The organism is Bacillus sp. FSL W8-0183 (genome assembly GCF_038006825.1).
Lineage (GTDB): Bacteria > Bacillota > Bacilli > Bacillales > Bacillaceae > Bacillus > Bacillus altitudinis.
On sequence record NZ_JBBOVY010000001.1, the window covers coordinates 1,437,748 to 1,455,990 of the forward strand.

Annotated in this window: 15 protein-coding genes; 14 read left to right on the forward strand and 1 reads right to left on the reverse strand. The window is 41.1% G+C overall.

The window, feature by feature from the left end; genetic code table 11:
- The first annotated feature begins 66 nt into the window (after positions 1-66).
- The 14 genes from NSQ64_RS07570 to NSQ64_RS07635 all read left to right on the forward strand — a co-directional run bounded on the left by NSQ64_RS07570 (position 67) and on the right by NSQ64_RS07635 (position 17,188).
- A complete protein-coding gene (locus tag NSQ64_RS07570) occupies positions 67-1,383 on the forward strand; it encodes a polysaccharide biosynthesis protein (protein WP_041507392.1) in 1,317 nt (438 codons plus the stop codon).
- Positions 1,384-1,437: 54 nt separating this feature from the next.
- Positions 1,438-1,926 (forward strand): endospore biogenesis thiol-disulfide oxidoreductase StoA, encoded by a 489-nt coding sequence (gene stoA, locus NSQ64_RS07575; RefSeq protein WP_216895011.1) that lies wholly within the window; start codon positions 1,438-1,440, stop codon positions 1,924-1,926.
- 295 nt (positions 1,927-2,221) lie between these two features.
- Positions 2,222-4,141, forward strand: a complete 1,920-nt coding sequence (locus tag NSQ64_RS07580; protein WP_047946008.1) for a heavy metal translocating P-type ATPase — start codon at positions 2,222-2,224, stop codon at positions 4,139-4,141.
- A gap of 104 nt (positions 4,142-4,245) precedes the next feature.
- Positions 4,246-5,340 (forward strand): M24 family metallopeptidase, encoded by a 1,095-nt coding sequence (locus tag NSQ64_RS07585; RefSeq protein WP_047946009.1) that lies wholly within the window; start codon positions 4,246-4,248, stop codon positions 5,338-5,340.
- A 292-nt stretch (positions 5,341-5,632) separates the two neighbouring features.
- Complete coding sequence (locus NSQ64_RS07590; RefSeq protein ID WP_285527703.1) at positions 5,633-6,622, forward strand: LacI family DNA-binding transcriptional regulator; 990 nt, start codon at positions 5,633-5,635, stop codon at positions 6,620-6,622.
- 55 nt (positions 6,623-6,677) lie between these two features.
- Complete coding sequence (gene glcT, locus NSQ64_RS07595) at positions 6,678-7,532, forward strand: glucose PTS transporter transcription antiterminator GlcT (protein ID WP_017359435.1); 855 nt, start codon at positions 6,678-6,680, stop codon at positions 7,530-7,532.
- 202 nt (positions 7,533-7,734) lie between these two features.
- The gene (ptsG, locus tag NSQ64_RS07600) at positions 7,735-9,834 is read left to right on the forward strand and encodes a glucose-specific PTS transporter subunit IIBC (RefSeq protein ID WP_024719659.1); all 2,100 of its coding nucleotides are present in this window, start codon (positions 7,735-7,737) and stop codon (positions 9,832-9,834) included.
- A 93-nt stretch (positions 9,835-9,927) separates the two neighbouring features.
- Positions 9,928-10,194 (forward strand): phosphocarrier protein HPr, encoded by a 267-nt coding sequence (locus tag NSQ64_RS07605; protein ID WP_003211078.1) that lies wholly within the window; start codon positions 9,928-9,930, stop codon positions 10,192-10,194.
- Positions 10,194-11,912 carry a phosphoenolpyruvate--protein phosphotransferase gene (gene ptsP / locus NSQ64_RS07610; RefSeq protein WP_008348058.1) on the forward strand — a complete coding sequence of 573 codons (1,719 nt, stop codon included), beginning with the start codon at positions 10,194-10,196 and terminating at the stop codon, positions 11,910-11,912. Before NSQ64_RS07605 ends, ptsP begins: the two co-directional genes overlap by 1 nt.
- A gap of 99 nt (positions 11,913-12,011) precedes the next feature.
- On the forward strand, positions 12,012-12,254 hold the full coding sequence (locus NSQ64_RS07615) for a transcriptional regulator SplA domain-containing protein (protein WP_034646394.1): 243 nt from the start codon (positions 12,012-12,014) through the stop codon (positions 12,252-12,254).
- 80 nt (positions 12,255-12,334) lie between these two features.
- Positions 12,335-13,363 carry a spore photoproduct lyase gene (gene splB, locus NSQ64_RS07620; protein WP_007498710.1) on the forward strand — a complete coding sequence of 343 codons (1,029 nt, stop codon included), beginning with the start codon at positions 12,335-12,337 and terminating at the stop codon, positions 13,361-13,363.
- 115 nt (positions 13,364-13,478) lie between these two features.
- Positions 13,479-15,440 (forward strand): methyl-accepting chemotaxis protein, encoded by a 1,962-nt coding sequence (locus tag NSQ64_RS07625; RefSeq protein ID WP_268382274.1) that lies wholly within the window; start codon positions 13,479-13,481, stop codon positions 15,438-15,440.
- A 76-nt stretch (positions 15,441-15,516) separates the two neighbouring features.
- Complete coding sequence (locus NSQ64_RS07630; protein WP_341015849.1) at positions 15,517-16,302, forward strand: SDR family oxidoreductase; 786 nt, start codon at positions 15,517-15,519, stop codon at positions 16,300-16,302.
- Positions 16,303-16,315: 13 nt separating this feature from the next.
- Positions 16,316-17,188, forward strand: coding sequence for an NAD(P)-dependent oxidoreductase (locus tag NSQ64_RS07635; protein WP_341015851.1), 873 nt, complete (start codon positions 16,316-16,318; stop codon positions 17,186-17,188).
- Between the two features lie 114 nt (positions 17,189-17,302).
- Here NSQ64_RS07635 and NSQ64_RS07640 read toward each other — a convergent pair whose 3' ends face one another.
- A complete protein-coding gene (locus NSQ64_RS07640; RefSeq protein WP_341015853.1) occupies positions 17,303-18,100 on the reverse strand; it encodes a CAP domain-containing protein in 798 nt (265 codons plus the stop codon).
- Positions 18,101-18,243: the final 143 nt, after the last annotated feature.

Consider the following 18,243-nt stretch of genomic DNA (forward strand, 5'->3'; position numbering starts at 1 on the left):
AAAATATTTTCAGGACTTGTCTCATAGAATGTGAAAAGAATTTGCTTTTAGACAAGGGGAGGCTACATGAATCGATTTGTAAAAGGGGTCATTCTGCTATCTGTCGCAGCTTTCATTGCTGAGTGTATCGAGTTTTTAGTCAATATGATTTTAGCGAGAGAGCTTGGAGAACATGGAATGGGTTTATATATGAGCATCCTTCCCATCATCATGCTTGTTCTTGTGATCGCCAGCTTAGAGCTGCCAGTCTCCATTTCTAAATTCATTGCAGAATCGCATGAGCGGCTTCATAAAAGTATGCTTCGCCATGCATTTAAAATGACGCTTGTGGTGACATGCACAACAACGACAATAGCAGCCATTGTACTGCCTTTCATTCCTGTATTTCAATCGTATCATCCGCTGATGAAGGGCTTGGTTCTGTCACTTATTCCAATCATCGCATTTACGTCCATTGCACGCGGCTATTTTATGGGCAAGCAGCAAATGGGCAGAATTGCTCTAGCCAATATGCTGAAAAAAACGATCCAGCTTATCTGTTTATTTTTGTTTTTTCATTGGTATTCGTTTGATATTGAAACAGCGGTGCTTATCGCGATTGGTGTGATTGTTGCAAGTGATCTCGTCGTCTTTATCTATTTATATTCCCAATACGTCATGGCGAAAAATGCTGTGAATGTCAGATCGGTTGAGTTAAGAGGGATTGACGTCAGAAAACGTTTGTTAGCAGTCTCCATCCCGACAACAGGTATGCGTATCTTTCATGCCATTGCTAATGCGGTTGAACCGTTTTTAATCAAAGGAGCCCTCGTTGCAGCGGGCATTTCTGGTACGCTTGCTGTTGATCATTACGGAATGCTTGCTGGCGTAGCGATGTCGATTGGTTTTTTTCCGGCGTTTATCGCTCATTCCATTATGATTGTGATGATTCCGAATGTATCAGAAGCCTATGCCTTGGGGCAGTATGATCTCGTGAAAAAACGTGTCAGACAAGCGATTCTCATTACGTTTGGCTATGGGGTGCCAGCGGTGATGATCATGTATTATTTCGCTTATCCGCTCACGCAGCTCTTTTTTGACTCACCTCAAGCAGCCGTCTACTTGCAGCTCCTCTGGCCTTATTTCTTATGCCACCTGTTCGTGATGCCGTTTCAAGCGTGTTTAATCGGTATGGGTCTCATTAAAGATGTGTTCCTACATAATATATGGGTGCACGTGGTGTCGTTCTCTATGGTGTATTTCCTAGGGTCCATTGAATCCTTAAATATGATGGGCGTTATCTTAGGAATGAACACGGGGATGCTGCTATTAACGGCTCTCCATTATGCGACGATTTGCAAGGAACTCGGCGTCTCCATGTTTCTTACATTGAAAAAAGCTTGAATGTCATGTGCAGCTAGCGGGCAAGCTATAGGAAAATCAGGAAGGAAGATGCTGATGAATCGTAAATATCTACCCGCCAGTCTTCTCATGATGACCCTTCTTTTATTTCTGATGAACATAGAGGCTGAAGCAAAAGAGCCTGTAATGGCGCCGAGGATAGAAGCTTCTACATTAACAGGTGAAACGCAGGTGATCCCGGTGAAAGGAAAGCGGACCATTCTGCATTTTTGGACAACGTGGTGCCCGTCCTGCAAAATGGAGCTGCCAGCCTTTGAACAGATCGTGAAAGAAAATCAAAGTGATGTAGACATACTGACTGTGAATTTACTTGGTGCTGAGCAAAGCAAGCATGCAGTTGCCCAATTTGTGAAAGACAGAAAGTTTACATTTCCGATCGTTCTCGATGAGCACGGTGAAATGATGAAGAAATACCAAATCATTACGATCCCGACGACTTTTTTCATCAATGAAAAGGGTGAAGTGGTCAAAAACCATGTAGGTCCGCTGACGAAAAAACAAATCAAAGAGTGGACAAATTCGTAGAACACAAGCTTTCTGTAAAGAACCAATGGGCGATCCGTTGGTTCTTTTTTGTGTTCAATTACCTTTCAGATGAATAAAATGTGCTCAGAAAGAGGAAGAAATGTCGGACACTAATAATGATAATTATTATCAAAAAGAAATTATAATAATTATTAATTGAAAATTGATCAGAACCTGTTATAATGAGTTACAGACCTATAAAAAGCTTGAAATAGCAGAAAATATAGATGATAAACGGAACGGGCAACGATTGATAATGTGAAAATAATTATCAATTAGAGAGGAGAAAGTAATCATGAATGAGAATACAGCACTTTATCAAACGACAGATCAAAAGGGATCCAACTCGCTCTTTCAAAAATGGGCACAGCACGGGGAATTAATCGCAGCAGGCATTTCGGGGATTCTCATCTTGATTGGATGGTTTCTAAAGGATGAAACGATGTGGAGTATTCCTCTTTTCATTCTTGCTTTTGTTATTGGTGGTTTTGCAAAGGCAAAGGAAGGAATTGAAGAAACCATTTCATCCAAGACATTAAATGTAGAACTTTTAATGATATTTGCTGCGATAGGCTCAGCGATCATTGGCTACTGGGCAGAGGGCGCCATTTTAATTTTTATTTTTTCGCTCAGCGGTGCGCTAGAAACGTATACGTCAAATAAAAGTAAAAAAGACTTAACGGCCTTAATGAGTATCGCTCCAGATGAAGCCACTTTAATTGAAGAAGATGGCACCACCATCCAAATCGCTGCTTCTTCACTTACGCCAGGCGACCGTATTTTAATCAAAGCGGGCGAACGAATTGCAGCAGATGGTGTGATCATGAGCGGAAGAACAAGTGTAGACGAATCTGCCTTAACGGGTGAATCGGTGCCTCAGGAAAAAGGGCAAGGGGAAGATGTGTTTGCAGGAACAGTGAATTTAAATGGTTCATTAACAGTAGAAGTAACAAAACATAATGAAGAAACACTTTTTCATAAAATCATTAAGCTGGTGGAATCTGCACAAGAAAGTGTATCGCCAAGCCAAGCATTTATTGAAAAATTTGAAGGTGCCTATGTAAAAGGTGTGCTCATCACTGTGGCGATTTTAATGTTCCTGCCTCATTTTGTACTTGGCTGGAGCATGAGTGAAACGTTTTACCGTGCGATGGTGTTTATGGTAGTTGCCTCGCCTTGTGCACTTGTTGCCTCAATTATGCCAGCAGCTCTTTCACTCATCTCAAACGGTGCAAGAAACGGTATGCTTGTAAAAGGAAGTGTCTTTTTAGAAAAACTGGGCACAAGTACGATGATTGCATTTGATAAAACGGGTACGATTACAAGTGGAAAACCAGCTGTTGAAAAAGTGGTCTTGGCAAAAGGGCAAGATGAATCGACCTTTTATCATGCACTCTATCAAATTGAAAGTCAGTCAAACCATCCATTAGCTAAAGCCATTTCTGATATGGCAAAAGAGCATCATACAGAGCGGGCAGCCCACGTAACCATTGAAGAAACATCAGGTTTTGGTGTGGAAGCACAATTAAATGAGGACACATGGCGGATTGGGAAGAAAGATTTTGCCGGAAAAGCTGCAATGGACCGTGACATTGAAGAGAATGGTGATGTTCTTTCATCCAAAGGATATACAGTTGTCTATGTTCAAAAAAATCAAGAAGTCGTCGGCTGTCTCGGTTTGAAGGATCAAATCAGACCTGAGGCCAAAAAAATGATTCAGGAGCTAAATGATTTAGGCATCCAAACCGTCATGCTCACAGGGGATCAGCAAAAAACAGCTGAAGCGATTGCAGAGGAAGCAGGCATCCAAACCGTTGTCGCTGAATGTCTTCCAGATGAAAAGGTACATGAAGTCAATCAACTGAAAAAACAAGGTGATTCGATCATTATGGTCGGAGATGGAATCAATGATGCACCGGCACTCGCCACAGCAGATGTTGGCGTCGCAATGGGCGGAGGCACAGATGTTGCTTTAGAAACAGCAGATCTCATTTTAATGAAAAATAACTTAAACAATCTAACAAAGATGATCCGTCTTTCAAGAAAGATGAACCGAATCATTAAACAAAACATCATCTTTTCATTAACAGTTATTTGTTTGTTAATCTGTGCGAATTTCTTACAAGTTCTTGATTTACCTTTTGGTGTCATTGGGCATGAAGGCAGTACGATTTTGGTTATTTTAAACGGACTTCGTTTGCTTCGTGCTTCTTAAGCAAATCACAAAAGCGCACTGGCTTTAGGTCAGTGCGCTTTTGTGCGAAATACAGTGAAAACTGATACAATAGATCAGTAGTCAAACGTGTGAGGAGGATCACGATGAATCGAATGAAAAACTTGTCTTCTTGGCTTAAGAAAAAAGACATTCAAGGTGCATTTATACATACAAAGGAGAATGTATTCTATCTATCTGGATACTTCACAGAGCCGCATGAAAGAGTGATGGGGCTGTTTGTTTTTGAGGAAGCAGATCCATTTTTCATTTTGCCTAAGATGGAAGTTGAGCAAGCAAAAAATGCGGGATGGGCTGGAGATATCATTGGATATGAAGACCATGAAAACCCCTTTGATTTCATACAAAAGGCACTAGAAAAACGAGGAGTAAAAGCGACTCGCCTAGCGATTGAAAAAGAATCCATTCCTTTGCAAAGAGCAGAGCAGCTTCAAGCTGTCACTGGGGCAGAAACATTCGTCCGGGCAGAAGATGTGCTCAATCAGCTAAGACTAATTAAAGACGAAGCTGAAATTGAAACATTGAAAAAAGCTGCTCAATTGGCAGACGAAGGCGTCAAAATTGGGGTTCATGCCCTAAAAGAAGGGGTGACGGAAACCGAAGTTCTTGCTGTCATCGAATATGAACTGAAGAAAAAAGGCATTCAGGGCATGTCCTTTTCAACCATGGTACTATTCGGAGAAAAATCAGGAGAACCTCATGGAAATCCGGGGCAGGCAGCCTTGAAAAAAGGTGATTTTGTTTTATTTGACCTCGGCGTGATTGTGGATGGCTATTGTTCAGATATTACAAGAACCTTCATCTATCAAGAAGCGTCTGAACAACAAAAGGATATTTACAACACCGTCTTGAAAGCCGAATTGGCAGCACTTGATATGAGCCAGCCGGGTGTGAGAATTGGTGACCTTGACTTAAAAGCAAGAGGGCTGATCGCAGAAGCAGGATATGGCGAATACTTCCCGCACCGTCTAGGGCATGGACTCGGGGTTTCTGTTCATGAGTTCCCTTCTATGAGTCAAGCAAATGATGACCTTCTAAAAGAAGGGATGGTCTATACGATCGAGCCGGGTATTTATGTACCAGGAGTCGGCGGGGTTAGAATTGAAGACGATGTTCTCATTACAAAAGATGGCCCAGTCACCTTAACCAATTATCCAAAAGAGTTGACGATCATCAAGTAATGAAAAAAATCACGATGAACGTCCAAGTATTGGGAGCGTCATCGTGATTTTTTTGTCACTCTTTGCGATCCTTATCAACAAAAAAATCATCAATTGATTGAAACGGCTTGATTTTATGTTCTTTTCCTAAAGGATGTAGTGCGAATCGAGCAGAAAACAAAATAGTCAAACATAATATGATCCATATGATAATACCCATCTTGAATTCCCCTTTCCACCCAGTGATTTGTTCAGCTCACATACATCTTAAAGTATGAAACGCTTACCATATCAAGAGAAAGTAGGAGAAAAAATGCCTAACATAAGGGATATTGCGAAAAGAGCGGGTGTATCGGTTACCACCGTATCACGAGTGATGAATGATCATCCTTATGTCAAAGAAGAAAAGCGAGAGCGCGTACTTAGTGCGATGAAAGAGCTCAAATATACACGGAATATTCAGGCAGTGCATTTAGCAAAGGGCTATTCCAATATGCTTGGAATTGTACTTCCGACAATTGATCACTCCTATTTCAGCGGAATTGTCACAGGGATTGCAGAGAAAGCACAGGAGTGCGGAATGCATTTTGCCTTGTTTCAAACAGGATATGACCCATTAAAGGAAAAAGAAGCATTAATGAGCTTAAAAGAGCAGCGTGTGGATGGTTTAATCTTTTGCTCAAATGCGTTAAGTGATCGAGAAATTTTAAAGTGGCAGGAATCTGGTCCTATTATCTTTTGTCATCCTACTCCGCATGATACATGTTCATCGGTATCGATTGCGCATGATCAGGCTTTTAAGGAAGGGCTTGAACACTTAGCGGCATGCGGTCATGAGCGAATCGCAATCGTTCTTGCTAGAACAGAAGGGGAGAATAGCCAAGTTCGCATTCAGACTTATCAAGAAATGATGCAGTCGCTTGGGCAGGACATTGATGAGGACTGGGTCATTGAAGGAAAACTGACCATTTTTGATGGCAAGCAATTATTTACAGAATGGAAAGAGATGAAAAATCGTCCGACAGCCTTACTGATTACGAACGATGATGTCTCAGCAGGTTTTTTACTAGAAGCACAGCGTCACCAAATAAACGTTGGAGAATCACCAGCCATACTTGGCTTTCAAAACGATCAATTGAGTGAAGCATTGGGGATTTCTAGTATAGATATTCCCCTCAAACAAATGGGACAGGAAGCATTTGACTTGTTTAATCGAGTGTTACAAGGTGAGGCACCAGAAAAAAGGGTGCTTTCATATCGACTCGTTGAGCGCACAACGACTATTTTGAAAAACAATCGTTGACGCACGTTTCATCTGTTTTGTACGATAAGAAGGATTGAATAAGAAGGAGGTGGGGATGTTCATGGAATCCTTCACCGTTGATAAAGCGTTAAATAATAATGTCATCATCGCAAAACACCCTTCTTTAGGCGAAGTGGTCCTGATTGATAAAGGGATCGGCTTTGGGAAAAAATCGGGTGACGTTCTCGATCAAGCGGCATTTGAGAAAATGTTTGTGTTAAAGAATACAAAAGAGCAAACAGAATACAAACAATTGCTGCACCACATTAATGAGGACATGATTGAGCTTGCCAATGACGTCATTTATCATATACGAGAAAAAATGGGGCATCGTTTAAATGAGCATATTCATATTGCACTGACAGATCATATTGCCTTTAGTTTTAAGCGAGTTAAGCAAGGCTATGATATCACCAATCCTTTTATGCTTGAAACGAAATCCTTATACCCGAAAGAATACGAGGTCGCAAAGGAAGTCGTGGAACTGATAAATGCGCGGCCAGATGTTGAAACAAAGCTGCCCGAAGGAGAGATTGGGTTTATTGCGCTCCACATTCACTCTGCTTTAACGAACCGGCCTTTATCTGAGGTCAACCGTCATTCGCAGCTCATGACACAAATGGTCCAAGTCATAGAAGATGCATTTCATATGAAAGTAGATAGAGAAAGTATTCATTATTTACGCTTACTGCGCCATATTACGTTTTCGATTGAGCGTATTAAACGGGAAGAATCATTAGAGGAGCCAGAAAAGTTGCTTCATCTATTGAAAAATGAATATCCTTTATGCTACAATACTGCTTGGAAAATGATCAAAATTTTGCAACATGCATTGAAAAAACCTGTACAAGATGCCGAAGCTGTCTATTTGACACTTCACCTGTACAGATTGACGAATAAAATTTCATAGTTTCCTTGAAACGTGTAACTGATTCGATCAGGCATGAGTGACTTAAGGTAAATACAGGATAAGATCCTGTTATTTGCGCAACCTTATATCACCATGCCTTTTTTGTGTTCTGAAAGTGAAATGTAAACGGTTAATTATGAAATGTACGTCAGTGTGTAATTGAAATGCATGTTGTAAGCGAAAACAAAAGGAGGTTCAACCAGTGTTTAAATCACTTTTTGGTGTGTTGCAAAAAATTGGACGAGCACTTATGCTTCCAGTTGCGATCCTTCCTGCTGCTGGTATTTTACTAGCACTCGGAAATGCGATGCAAAATCCGCAGCTGATTGATGTCGCTCAATTTTTAAGCAATGATACAATTCAGCTTGTTGCTAGTGTTATGGAGAATGCGGGGAATATTGTCTTCTCGAATCTTCCGCTCCTATTTGCTGTAGGGGTTGCCATCGGTCTTGCCAATGGAGACGGTGTGGCAGGGATTGCCGCGATCATCGGTTACCTTGTCATGAACGTAACGATGAGTGCCGTATTAATGGCCAACGGTTCCATTCCATCCGATTCAATCAAATTGGCTAAGTTCTTTAAGGAAAGTCATCCAGCGTATGTGAATATGCTCGGCATACCGACCTTGTCTACCGGCGTGTTTGGCGGGATTATTGTCGGGGTATTAGCCGCTTATATGTTTAATAAATTTTACAAAATTGAGCTCCCGCAATATCTTGGCTTCTTTGCTGGTAAGCGTTTTGTTCCAATCGTTACGTCGATTTCAGCACTTATTTTAGGGCTTTTGATGCTCGTCATTTGGCCGCCAATCCAAGGTGCATTGAACTCATTTTCAACTGGACTGCTTGCAGCGAATGAGCCGCTAGCTGCCTTTGTATTCGGTGTCATTGAACGCTCATTAATTCCGTTTGGTCTGCACCACATATTCTACGCACCATTCTGGTATGAATTTTTTAGCTATAAGAGCTTATCAGGAGATATTATCCGTGGTGACCAGCGTATTTTCATGGCGCAAATCAAAGATGGTGTTCAGCTGACAGCCGGGACATTCATGACAGGGAAATATCCGTTCATGATGTTTGGACTTCCAGCAGCAGCACTTGCGATTTACCATGAAGCAAAACCTAAGAATAAAAAACTTGTAGCAGGAATTATGGGGTCAGCGGCCCTTACTTCTTTCCTAACAGGGATCACTGAACCGCTTGAATTCTCATTCTTGTTTGTTGCACCGATATTATTTGCGATTCACTGTGTATTCGCTGGATTATCCTTTATGATAATGGATATTCTAAACGTGAAAATCGGGATGACCTTCTCAGGAGGGTTAATCGACTTCTTCCTATTTGGTATCCTGCCGAATAGAACCGCTTGGTGGCTTGTTATTCCAGTCGGTCTCGTACTGGCTGTCATTTACTACTTCGGATTCAGATTTGCGATTCGCAAGTTTAATCTGAAAACGCCAGGACGAGAAGATGAAGCAGCTGACGGTGCAAGCAGCGCTCAATCTGGAAAAGGCGATGACTTACCTTATGAAATTCTTGAAGCAATGGGTGACCAAGAAAACATTAAACACCTAGATGCTTGTATTACGCGTTTACGTGTCACTGTAAATGATCAGAAAAAAGTGGATAAAGACCGCTTGAAAAAGCTTGGCGCTTCAGGTGTCCTTGAAGTAGGGAATAACATCCAGGCCATCTTTGGACCACGCTCTGATAATTTAAAAACACAAATGCAGGACATTATTGCAGGGCGCACACCTCGACCAGCGAAAGACCCTTCTGCAAAAGAAGAAGTCAGCCAGCAGGTTGAAGAAGTCATTGCAAAACCGCTTCAAAACGAACAAGGGGAAGAAACGTTTGCTTCACCAATTACAGGGGAGCTGCATCCAATTACAGATGTGCCAGATCAAGTATTCTCAGGGAAAATGATGGGTGACGGTTTTGCTATCTTGCCAAAAGAGGGAACAGTGGTTTCACCAGTAAGAGGAAAAATCTTAAATGTGTTCCCAACAAAACACGCCATCGGCCTCCAGTCTGATGGTGGACTTGAAATCTTGATTCACTTTGGGATTGATACAGTCAGCCTCAAAGGAGAAGGATTTGAAGCATTTGTACAAGAGGGAGACCAAGTAGAAATCGGTCAAAAACTTTTAGAGGTTGATATTGATAAAATTAAGTCAGAAGTACCATCTTTAATGACACCAATTGTATTTACAAACTTAAGTGAAGGACAATTTATTGACCTTCAAGAATCCGGTGAAATCAAAGCTGGCCAAGAAAACATCATGAAAATTTCAAAATAATTTTCATAACTGCCGTTCTTGTTAGATGACAAGCTCGGCAGTATGATATAATATTGTGGATGTATGAAATGTATAAAAAGGAGATTGATAAAAATGGCTCAACAAACATTCAAAGTAACTGCAGATTCTGGAATTCATGCACGTCCTGCAACAGTTCTTGTACAAACTGCTAGTAAATATGATGCTGATATCAACTTAGAATATAATGGTAAAACAGTGAACCTGAAATCTATTATGGGTGTAATGTCTCTAGGAATTGCGAAAGGTGCTACAATCACAATCTCTGCTTCTGGTTCTGATGAAAATGATGCACTTGCTGCGCTAAAAGACACAATGAAAAGTGAAGGCCTAGGCGAGTAATGCAACAACTGAAAGGAATCGGTGCTTCAGCAGGCGTTGCGATTGCAAAAGCATATCGTCTAGAAGAACCAGATTTAACAGTTCACCAAAAAGACATCAATGATCCAGAGACAGAAGTGAAACGCTTTGAAGAAGCAATTCATGTTTCAAAGCAAGAACTTGAAGCAATTAAAGAACATGCGCTAAAAGAACTTGGCCAAGATAAAGCGGATATTTTTTCTGCACACCTTCTTGTGTTAAGTGATCCAGAGCTGCTCAACCCAGTGAAGGATAAAATCACATCGGATAAAGTAAATGCTGAATTTGCTTTAAAAGAAACAGCAACAATGTTTGTTACAATGTTTGAAGCAATGGACAATGAATACATGAAAGAACGTGCAGCGGATATTCGCGACGTTACAAAACGTGTCACTGGTCATTTGCTAGGCGTTGACATTCCAAACCCAAGTATGATTTCTGAAGAAGTCATTATCATTGCTGAAGATTTAACACCTTCTGATACAGCTCAGCTGAACAGACAATTCGTCAAAGGTTTTGCGACAGATATCGGTGGTCGTACTTCTCACTCAGCAATTATGGCAAGATCAATGGAGATTCCAGCCGTTGTTGGAACAAAAGAAGCAACAAAAACGGTGAAAAACAATGATCTGATCATTGTTGATGGTATTAGCGGAGACGTCATCATTCAGCCTTCTGAAGATGAAGTGAAAGCGTATCAAAAAAAGCATGAAGACTACTTAGCTCAAAAAGCGGAATGGGCGAAACTTGTTGACCAGCCAACGGTCACAAAAGACGGCGTTCACGTAGAGCTAGCTGCAAATATCGGAACACCTGAAGATGTGAAAGGTGTACTTGAAAATGGCGGCGAAGCAGTTGGATTGTACCGTACAGAATTTTTATACATGGGCAGAGATCAGCTCCCAACAGAAGAAGAGCAGTTCGATGCGTATAAAACCGTTTTAGAGAAGATGGAAGGCAAAGCTGTGGTTGTCCGCACACTAGATATTGGTGGCGATAAAGAACTTCCTTACTTGCAGCTTCCAAAAGAAATGAACCCGTTCCTTGGCTATAGAGCGATCCGCCTTTGCCTTGAAGAGCAGGAGATTTTCAGAACACAGCTACGCGCGTTACTTCGTGCAAGTACATATGGAAACTTGAAAATCATGTTCCCTATGATCGCGACGTTATCAGAATTTAGAGAAGCAAAAGCTATTTTACTTGAAGAAAAAGAAGCATTGGTTGCTGCTGGTACAGAAGTATCTGATTCCATTGAAATCGGAATGATGGTAGAAATTCCATCAACAGCTGTTATCGCAGATCAATTTGCAAAAGAAGTAGATTTCTTCAGTATTGGAACAAATGATTTGATTCAATACACAATGGCTGCTGATCGAATGAACGAACGAGTGTCTTATCTTTACCAGCCATACAATCCAGCTATTTTACGCCTCATAACGCTTGTGATTGAAGCAGCGCATAAAGAAGGTAAATGGGTTGGCATGTGCGGTGAGATGGCAGGAGATGAAATCGCAATCCCGCTCCTACTTGGATTAGGATTAGATGAATTTTCAATGAGCGCAACATCGATTCTTCCAGCAAGAACGCAGTTAAGCAAGCTTTCTAAGGAAGAAGCTGCATCATTTAAAGAGCATATCTTATCACTGAGCACAACTGAAGAAGTGGTTGATTTCGTGAAAAAAACGTTTCAACATAACTAGGTGATGTAAACCAGACAGGTCAAACTGTCTGGTTTTTTTGTCGAATTTTATCATAATCAGTCATATCGCTTGCAGAGAAGGGCATCCTAAAATAAAAAAATGGAGGTGACCAGTTTGTCTTTCTCTAACTATAAGCCGGGTGATCAAGTATATGTGATTTATCGAAATCCACATGCAGCCAATGTCGCACAAATTAAAGAAGCGGAAATCGTTTCACACCCTTACAATGAGCAAGAGCTTGCGCTATTTCTACTTGAAACATATCACCCATTAGCCCCTGATGATGCCGTATTTCCAACATACGAAGAAGCAGAAGCCCTTTATCAAGATCTGTTTGAATAAGGGAGATTTTAGAAAGGATAGAAGCCATCCTGAGAGGTTAAAGTAACGATATGAACCTATAAGGTAAGGATGTGCTAAATATGATCAAACCGTTCGTTCCCCAGCTTGTGTATATTGAACCTCGGGCGCTAGAGTACCCATTAGGACAAGAGCTGAAAGAAAAGTTTGAAGGCATGGGAATTGAAATTAGAGAAACAACCTCACACAACCAAGTGAGAAATATTCCGGGGAAAAATGATTTGCAAAAGTACCGTAATGCAAAGTCGACGCTCGTTATCGGCGTGAGAAAAACCTTAAAATTTGATACATCTAAACCATCTGCAGAGTATGCCATTCCGTTTGCGACAGGATGCATGGGGCATTGCCATTATTGCTACCTGCAAACGACTATGGGGAGTAAGCCGTACATTCGCACATATGTCAATGTAGAAGAGATCTTAGATCAGGCTGAACAGTACATGAACGAGCGTGCGCCTGATATCACGCGATTTGAAGCCTCGTGTACATCTGATATCGTCGGAATTGACCATTTGACTCACACACTCAAACGAGCGATTGAATACTTTGGTCAAACCGATCTTGGCAAACTACGCTTTGTTACGAAATTTCATCATGTAGACCATTTGTTAGATGCAAAACACAATGGACGAACAAGATTCCGCTTTAGTATCAATGCCGATTATGTCATTAAATATTTCGAACCTGGAACATCACCACTCGATCAGCGGATTGAAGCGGCTGTAAAGGTAGCAAAAGCAGGCTATCCACTTGGCTTTATTATTGCCCCTATTTACATTCATGAAGGGTGGCAAGAGGGCTATAAAGTCCTATTTGAAAAACTCGATGCAGCTCTCCCTGAAGAAGTGAGACAAGATATCACCTTTGAAATGATTCAGCACCGTTTTACAAAACCGGCGAAGCGTGTCATCCAAAAAAACTATCCAAAAACAAAACTAGAACTAGATGAAGAAAAGAGAAGATATAAGTGGGGTAGATATGGAATTGGAAAATATATCTATCAAAAAGATGAAGAACAAGAACTTAGACAGACATTAGAATCATATATCGAACAGTACTTTCCGTCTGCAAAAATTGAATATTTTACTTAAAACAAGTCATTATGGCTTGTTTTTTCTATTTAAATTTTCTTACAACTATTGAATGCGGTACCAATTTTGCCGATATACACATTAAGATGCGAAAGTAGGATGTAGGGGTGATGAGATGTTTAAGAAACTTCAAGTGAGAATAGCTGTTTTCATCTCAGTTATTTTAATTTTAACCGTTGTCGCAGTTCAAGTGGGTTCCAATTTAGTATTAAGACCACTGATTGAACGAGATGCGAAAACAACGACAGCAGCAACGGCAGAAAGCATGAGAGACATCATAGCACTAAAGCTTGAGAATTACGGTGATACGATTAACAAATTGGCAACAAGTACACTTACTGAAGATTTTGCACAGAAACAAACAAAGCAGACATTGGCATTTGAAAACGATGAATTAAAAGGATTGCAGGAGCAGGATGAACTCATCTCGCTTGCCTATATAGGAACAAGTGATGGTAAAATGTTCGCTTTCCCGGAGTCCGATTTTGGAGAAGGGTATGATCCGTCTAAACGAGACTGGTATATTCAAGCGGCTGAAAAGCCTGACGACGTCCTATGGACAGATCCGTACATTGATAAAGCAACAAATGAAATGGTCGTTTCAGCCACAAAGGCGATCGTACGAAACGGGAAAGTAGTCGGTGTCGCTGGACTTGACTTGAAACTGGCTTCCATCCAGTCTTATATAAATGAACAAAAGATTCCTTATATGGGAACGGCTTTCTTAGTTGACGGCACAGGGACCATTTTGGCACATCCAACAGAGCAAGGAAAAAATATCTCAAAAGTCGCTTCTGTGAAAAAAGCGATCGACAACTCGGGTATTGATGATGACAAACAGCTGACCGTCATCTCAAAAATTAAAGAGGCAAACTGGACGATCGGTGTGAGCTTCGAGAAAAAGAAACTTCTTTGGATCACTGAACAAATGAATCAGACAAGTATCATTATTTCTGTCATTGCCATTATACTTGCCATGATTCTAAGCTACTTATTGGCTAGAAGCATTACAACACCAATTAAACGCCTCATCGAGCATGTTCGTAAAGTGTCTGAAGGCGATTTAACCAGCTCGCTTGAGTCGAAGTCTCAGGATGAGATAGGGTTCCTGACGAAAAGCTTTAATCAAATGACTGAAGGCATCAGGGATTTAATTGAAAAAGTGAAAGAGTCTTCAGATCAGGTTGTGAAATCAACGGATGAAGTGACCCAAATTTCAAACGAGACCTTGCTGTCTAGTGAACAGATTGCAACGGCTATTCAAGAGGTCGCTGTAGGAGCGACGAAACAAGCATCAGAAGCGGAAACCATTAATGAAAAATCAGAGCATTTGTATGAAAAAGTTCGTCATATGGGTGAGCTTGCCACGCAAATGCAAACCAACTCAAAATCATCGGAAGATGCAAGCTATAGAGGACTTGATGCTCTTGGTCTGCTCGTCCAAAAATCAACACAAGCGAATGAAGAATCGAAGAAGGTAGAGCAAATGCTGCTTGACCTTGAGCATAAAACAAAAAATATTGAAAACGTCGTAACAGCGATCTCTGAAATCTCAGATCAAACGAATTTACTCGCACTGAATGCAAGTATTGAAGCAGCGAGAGCAGGAGAAAGCGGAAGAGGATTTGCTGTTGTTGCAGAAGAAGTCAGAAAGCTGGCTGAACAATCTGCAGAATCAACGAAACATATTAGTGAAACCGTAAAACTCATTCAAGATGAATCGAAAAAGGCAGCTGAAGCGATGACAGCAGCAAGCAAAATGAATGAAGAACAAGGTGATGCCATCAATTCAACAGGTGAGGCACTCAGCAGTATCACAATGGAAATGCAGGCACTTGTCGGCTCCATTGACAGCATTCATACACAAATCAATGAAATGACTGAAGAACAGCAGAAAATGAATGATTCCATTCAAAGTATTGCGGCCATTTCACAAGAATCCGCCGCTTCAGCTGAGGAAGTACATGCTTCCACAGACGAACAAGTACAAGCTTTAGAAAGAACGAAAACTTCAACAGAAATGTTGAACGAATCAAGTCAGGCACTGCGTCAGGCAGTCAATCGGTTTAAACTATAATCTTGCAGAAAAGAACCTTGCCATGTGAGCAAGGTTCTTTTTGTATGATAAAATATGAACAGAGGAGGGTGCCAACATGCATGTTAATCTATCTGGAAAAAAAGCATTGGTCGCAGCAAGCAGTCAAGGTATCGGTAAAGCCATTGCCTTTCATCTTGCAAAAGAGGGAGCAGATGTGATGCTCTCGGGAAGACATGAGCACACGCTGCAAGAAGCGGTCAAAGAATTATCCCCGCTTGTAAAAGGGAAGCTGACGTATCAAGTATGTGATGTATCTGATGCCAAGCAAATTAAAGCGCTTGTCGTCGCAGCAGCAGGTGATGAAAAACGTCTTGATATACTAGTGAACAATACAGGCGGTCCTCAAACAGGAACACTTGAAACCTTAACAGATGAAGATTGGATGGAATCATTTCAGCTTCATTTACTCAGCTATATTCGGTTATTAAAAGAAGCCTTGCCGTATTTAAAAAAACAAGGTGCACGAGTGTTAAATATTGCATCTATGTCGGTCAAAGAACCGATCCCAGGCTTGATGCTGTCGAATACATTTAGACCGGCCATTACCGGCTGGACAAAAACAGCTGCCCAGGAGCTTGCCAAAGATGGCATTTTGATCAATACCTTAGCCCCGGGGAAAATTGAAACAGAGCGCGTGAAACAGTTGGACAAACACCGTGCACAAGAGGAGCAACAATCGGTTGAAGAGATCAAAGCACAAGCTGAACGTATGATTCCGCTGGGCCGTTACGGACAGCCAGAGGAATTTGCAGCATATGCGGCTTTTCTTTTATCTGAAGCCAATTCATATATGACAGGTCAAACCCTCATCATTGATGGTGGATTGACAAAGTCTCTATAAGGAGGAATTCTTGATGGCACAAATCAAAACAGTTGGTTTTATTGGAATCGGTGTAATGGGACGTAGTATGGCAGGGCATTTAATGGATGCTGGCTACGAAGTTCTCGTTTATACAAGAACAAAAGCAAAGGCGGACACATTGGTTCAAAAAGGTGCTCTTTGGAAATCGACCGTAAAGGAGATCGCAAAGGAGGCAGATGCCGTCATCACAATGGTCGGGTATCCATCAGATGTAGAAGAAGTCTATTTAGGAGAAGATGGACTCTTGGAACATGCTGCGCCTGGTACATACCTCATTGATATGACCACATCGAAACCTCAGCTGGCAAAAGAAATTGAAGCGAAAGCGAAGGAAAAAGGACTATTTGCATTAGATGCGCCGGTCTCTGGCGGAGACGTTGGAGCCCAAAACGGCACGCTTGCCATTATGATTGGCGGAGAAAAAGCAGCCTATGAAGCGTGCCTGCCGCTATTTCAGCAAATGGGCGAAAATATTCAATATCAAGGACCTGCAGGAAGTGGTCAGCATACAAAAATGTGTAACCAAATTGCTATCGCAGCAGGGATGGTAGGTGTGGCTGAGGCAATGGCTTATGCGGAAAAATCAGGACTTGATCCAGAGCAGGTACTTAAAAGTATCACAACAGGAGCAGCCGGCAGCTGGTCTTTGTCAAACCTTGCACCAAGAATGCTGAAAGGTGATTTCGAGCCAGGATTTTATGTGAAGCATTTTATTAAGGATATGAGCATTGCACTTGAAGAAGCAGAGCTGATGGGAGAAGAGATGCCAGGCCTGTCACTAGCGAAGTCATTATATGAAAAGCTCAGCGAACAGGGTGAAGAAAACAGCGGAACACAAAGCATCTATAAATTATGGGTGAAATAAAAAAACTGCTCCGCCTACGTGGAACAGTTTGTAGCGTGTAAACAAGCCCTCACATTGCTGAAAAAAGAAGACAAACTAAAAACCTGTCCCAAATAGAGACAGGTTTTTTTGATCTTATTTTCCGATGAATTGCTGCGTCCAGTAGTTACCAGATTTCACATAACCTACACCGATATGAGTATAGTTTTTGTTTAAAATGTTCGCTCTGTGACCTTCACTGTTCATCCAAGCTGTTACTACTTCTTGAGGTGATCTTTGACCTTGCGCAATGTTTTCACCTGCTGTTTTGTACGTGATACCAAATTGCTTCATTTGATCAAATGGAGATCCGTAAGTTGGGCTTGTATGAGAGAAATAGTTTTTATCTTTCATATCTTGTGATTTAGCGCGAGCAGATTTGCTTAATTTAGAATCAACAGAAAGAGCTTTTAAGCCTTGTTTTGCACGCTCTTTATTTGTCAGCTCAACCACTTCTTGTTCAAATGCATTTAAGCTGCTGTCTGCTTTTGTTGCAGTTGTGTCTTTTTGATCAGATTTTGAGCTGTTGTTCGTTGTGTTTTCTTTTGCTGGTGTGCTTGGTTTAGAAGCAGCTGGTTTTTTCATTGATTCTTGTTTTTGCTCATTTTTTGCTTTGTTTACTTCTTTCACCACTTTTGTTCCAGTAACAGGTTGACCACTTTTGATCAGCTTGTTTAATAGAGCTTCGATCTCTTTTTGATTTGAAGTGCTTAGCTTATTTACATCTGAAGAGATATGTAATTTTGCAGCTAATGTATGAAGATCAATGGCTTGATGCTGTACGTTTATGACTTGTTTCAGGTTAAGCTCTTTCGCATCAGCTGAATGCCCTCCAGTGAACGTGATCAATGCAGCAGCTGTCAGCGCTGAAAAAATGAATGATTTCTTTTTCATTTTGTAACTCCTCCTAAAATCTTTGTTTTGTTTTCTCACAGAAAATCATAACATGGACTTTTTGTTATAAACGTACCAGCATCCTCCATTGACAACGCCCATTTGTCATTTTTGTTAAAGTCATAGAAAGAATCTCCTTATAT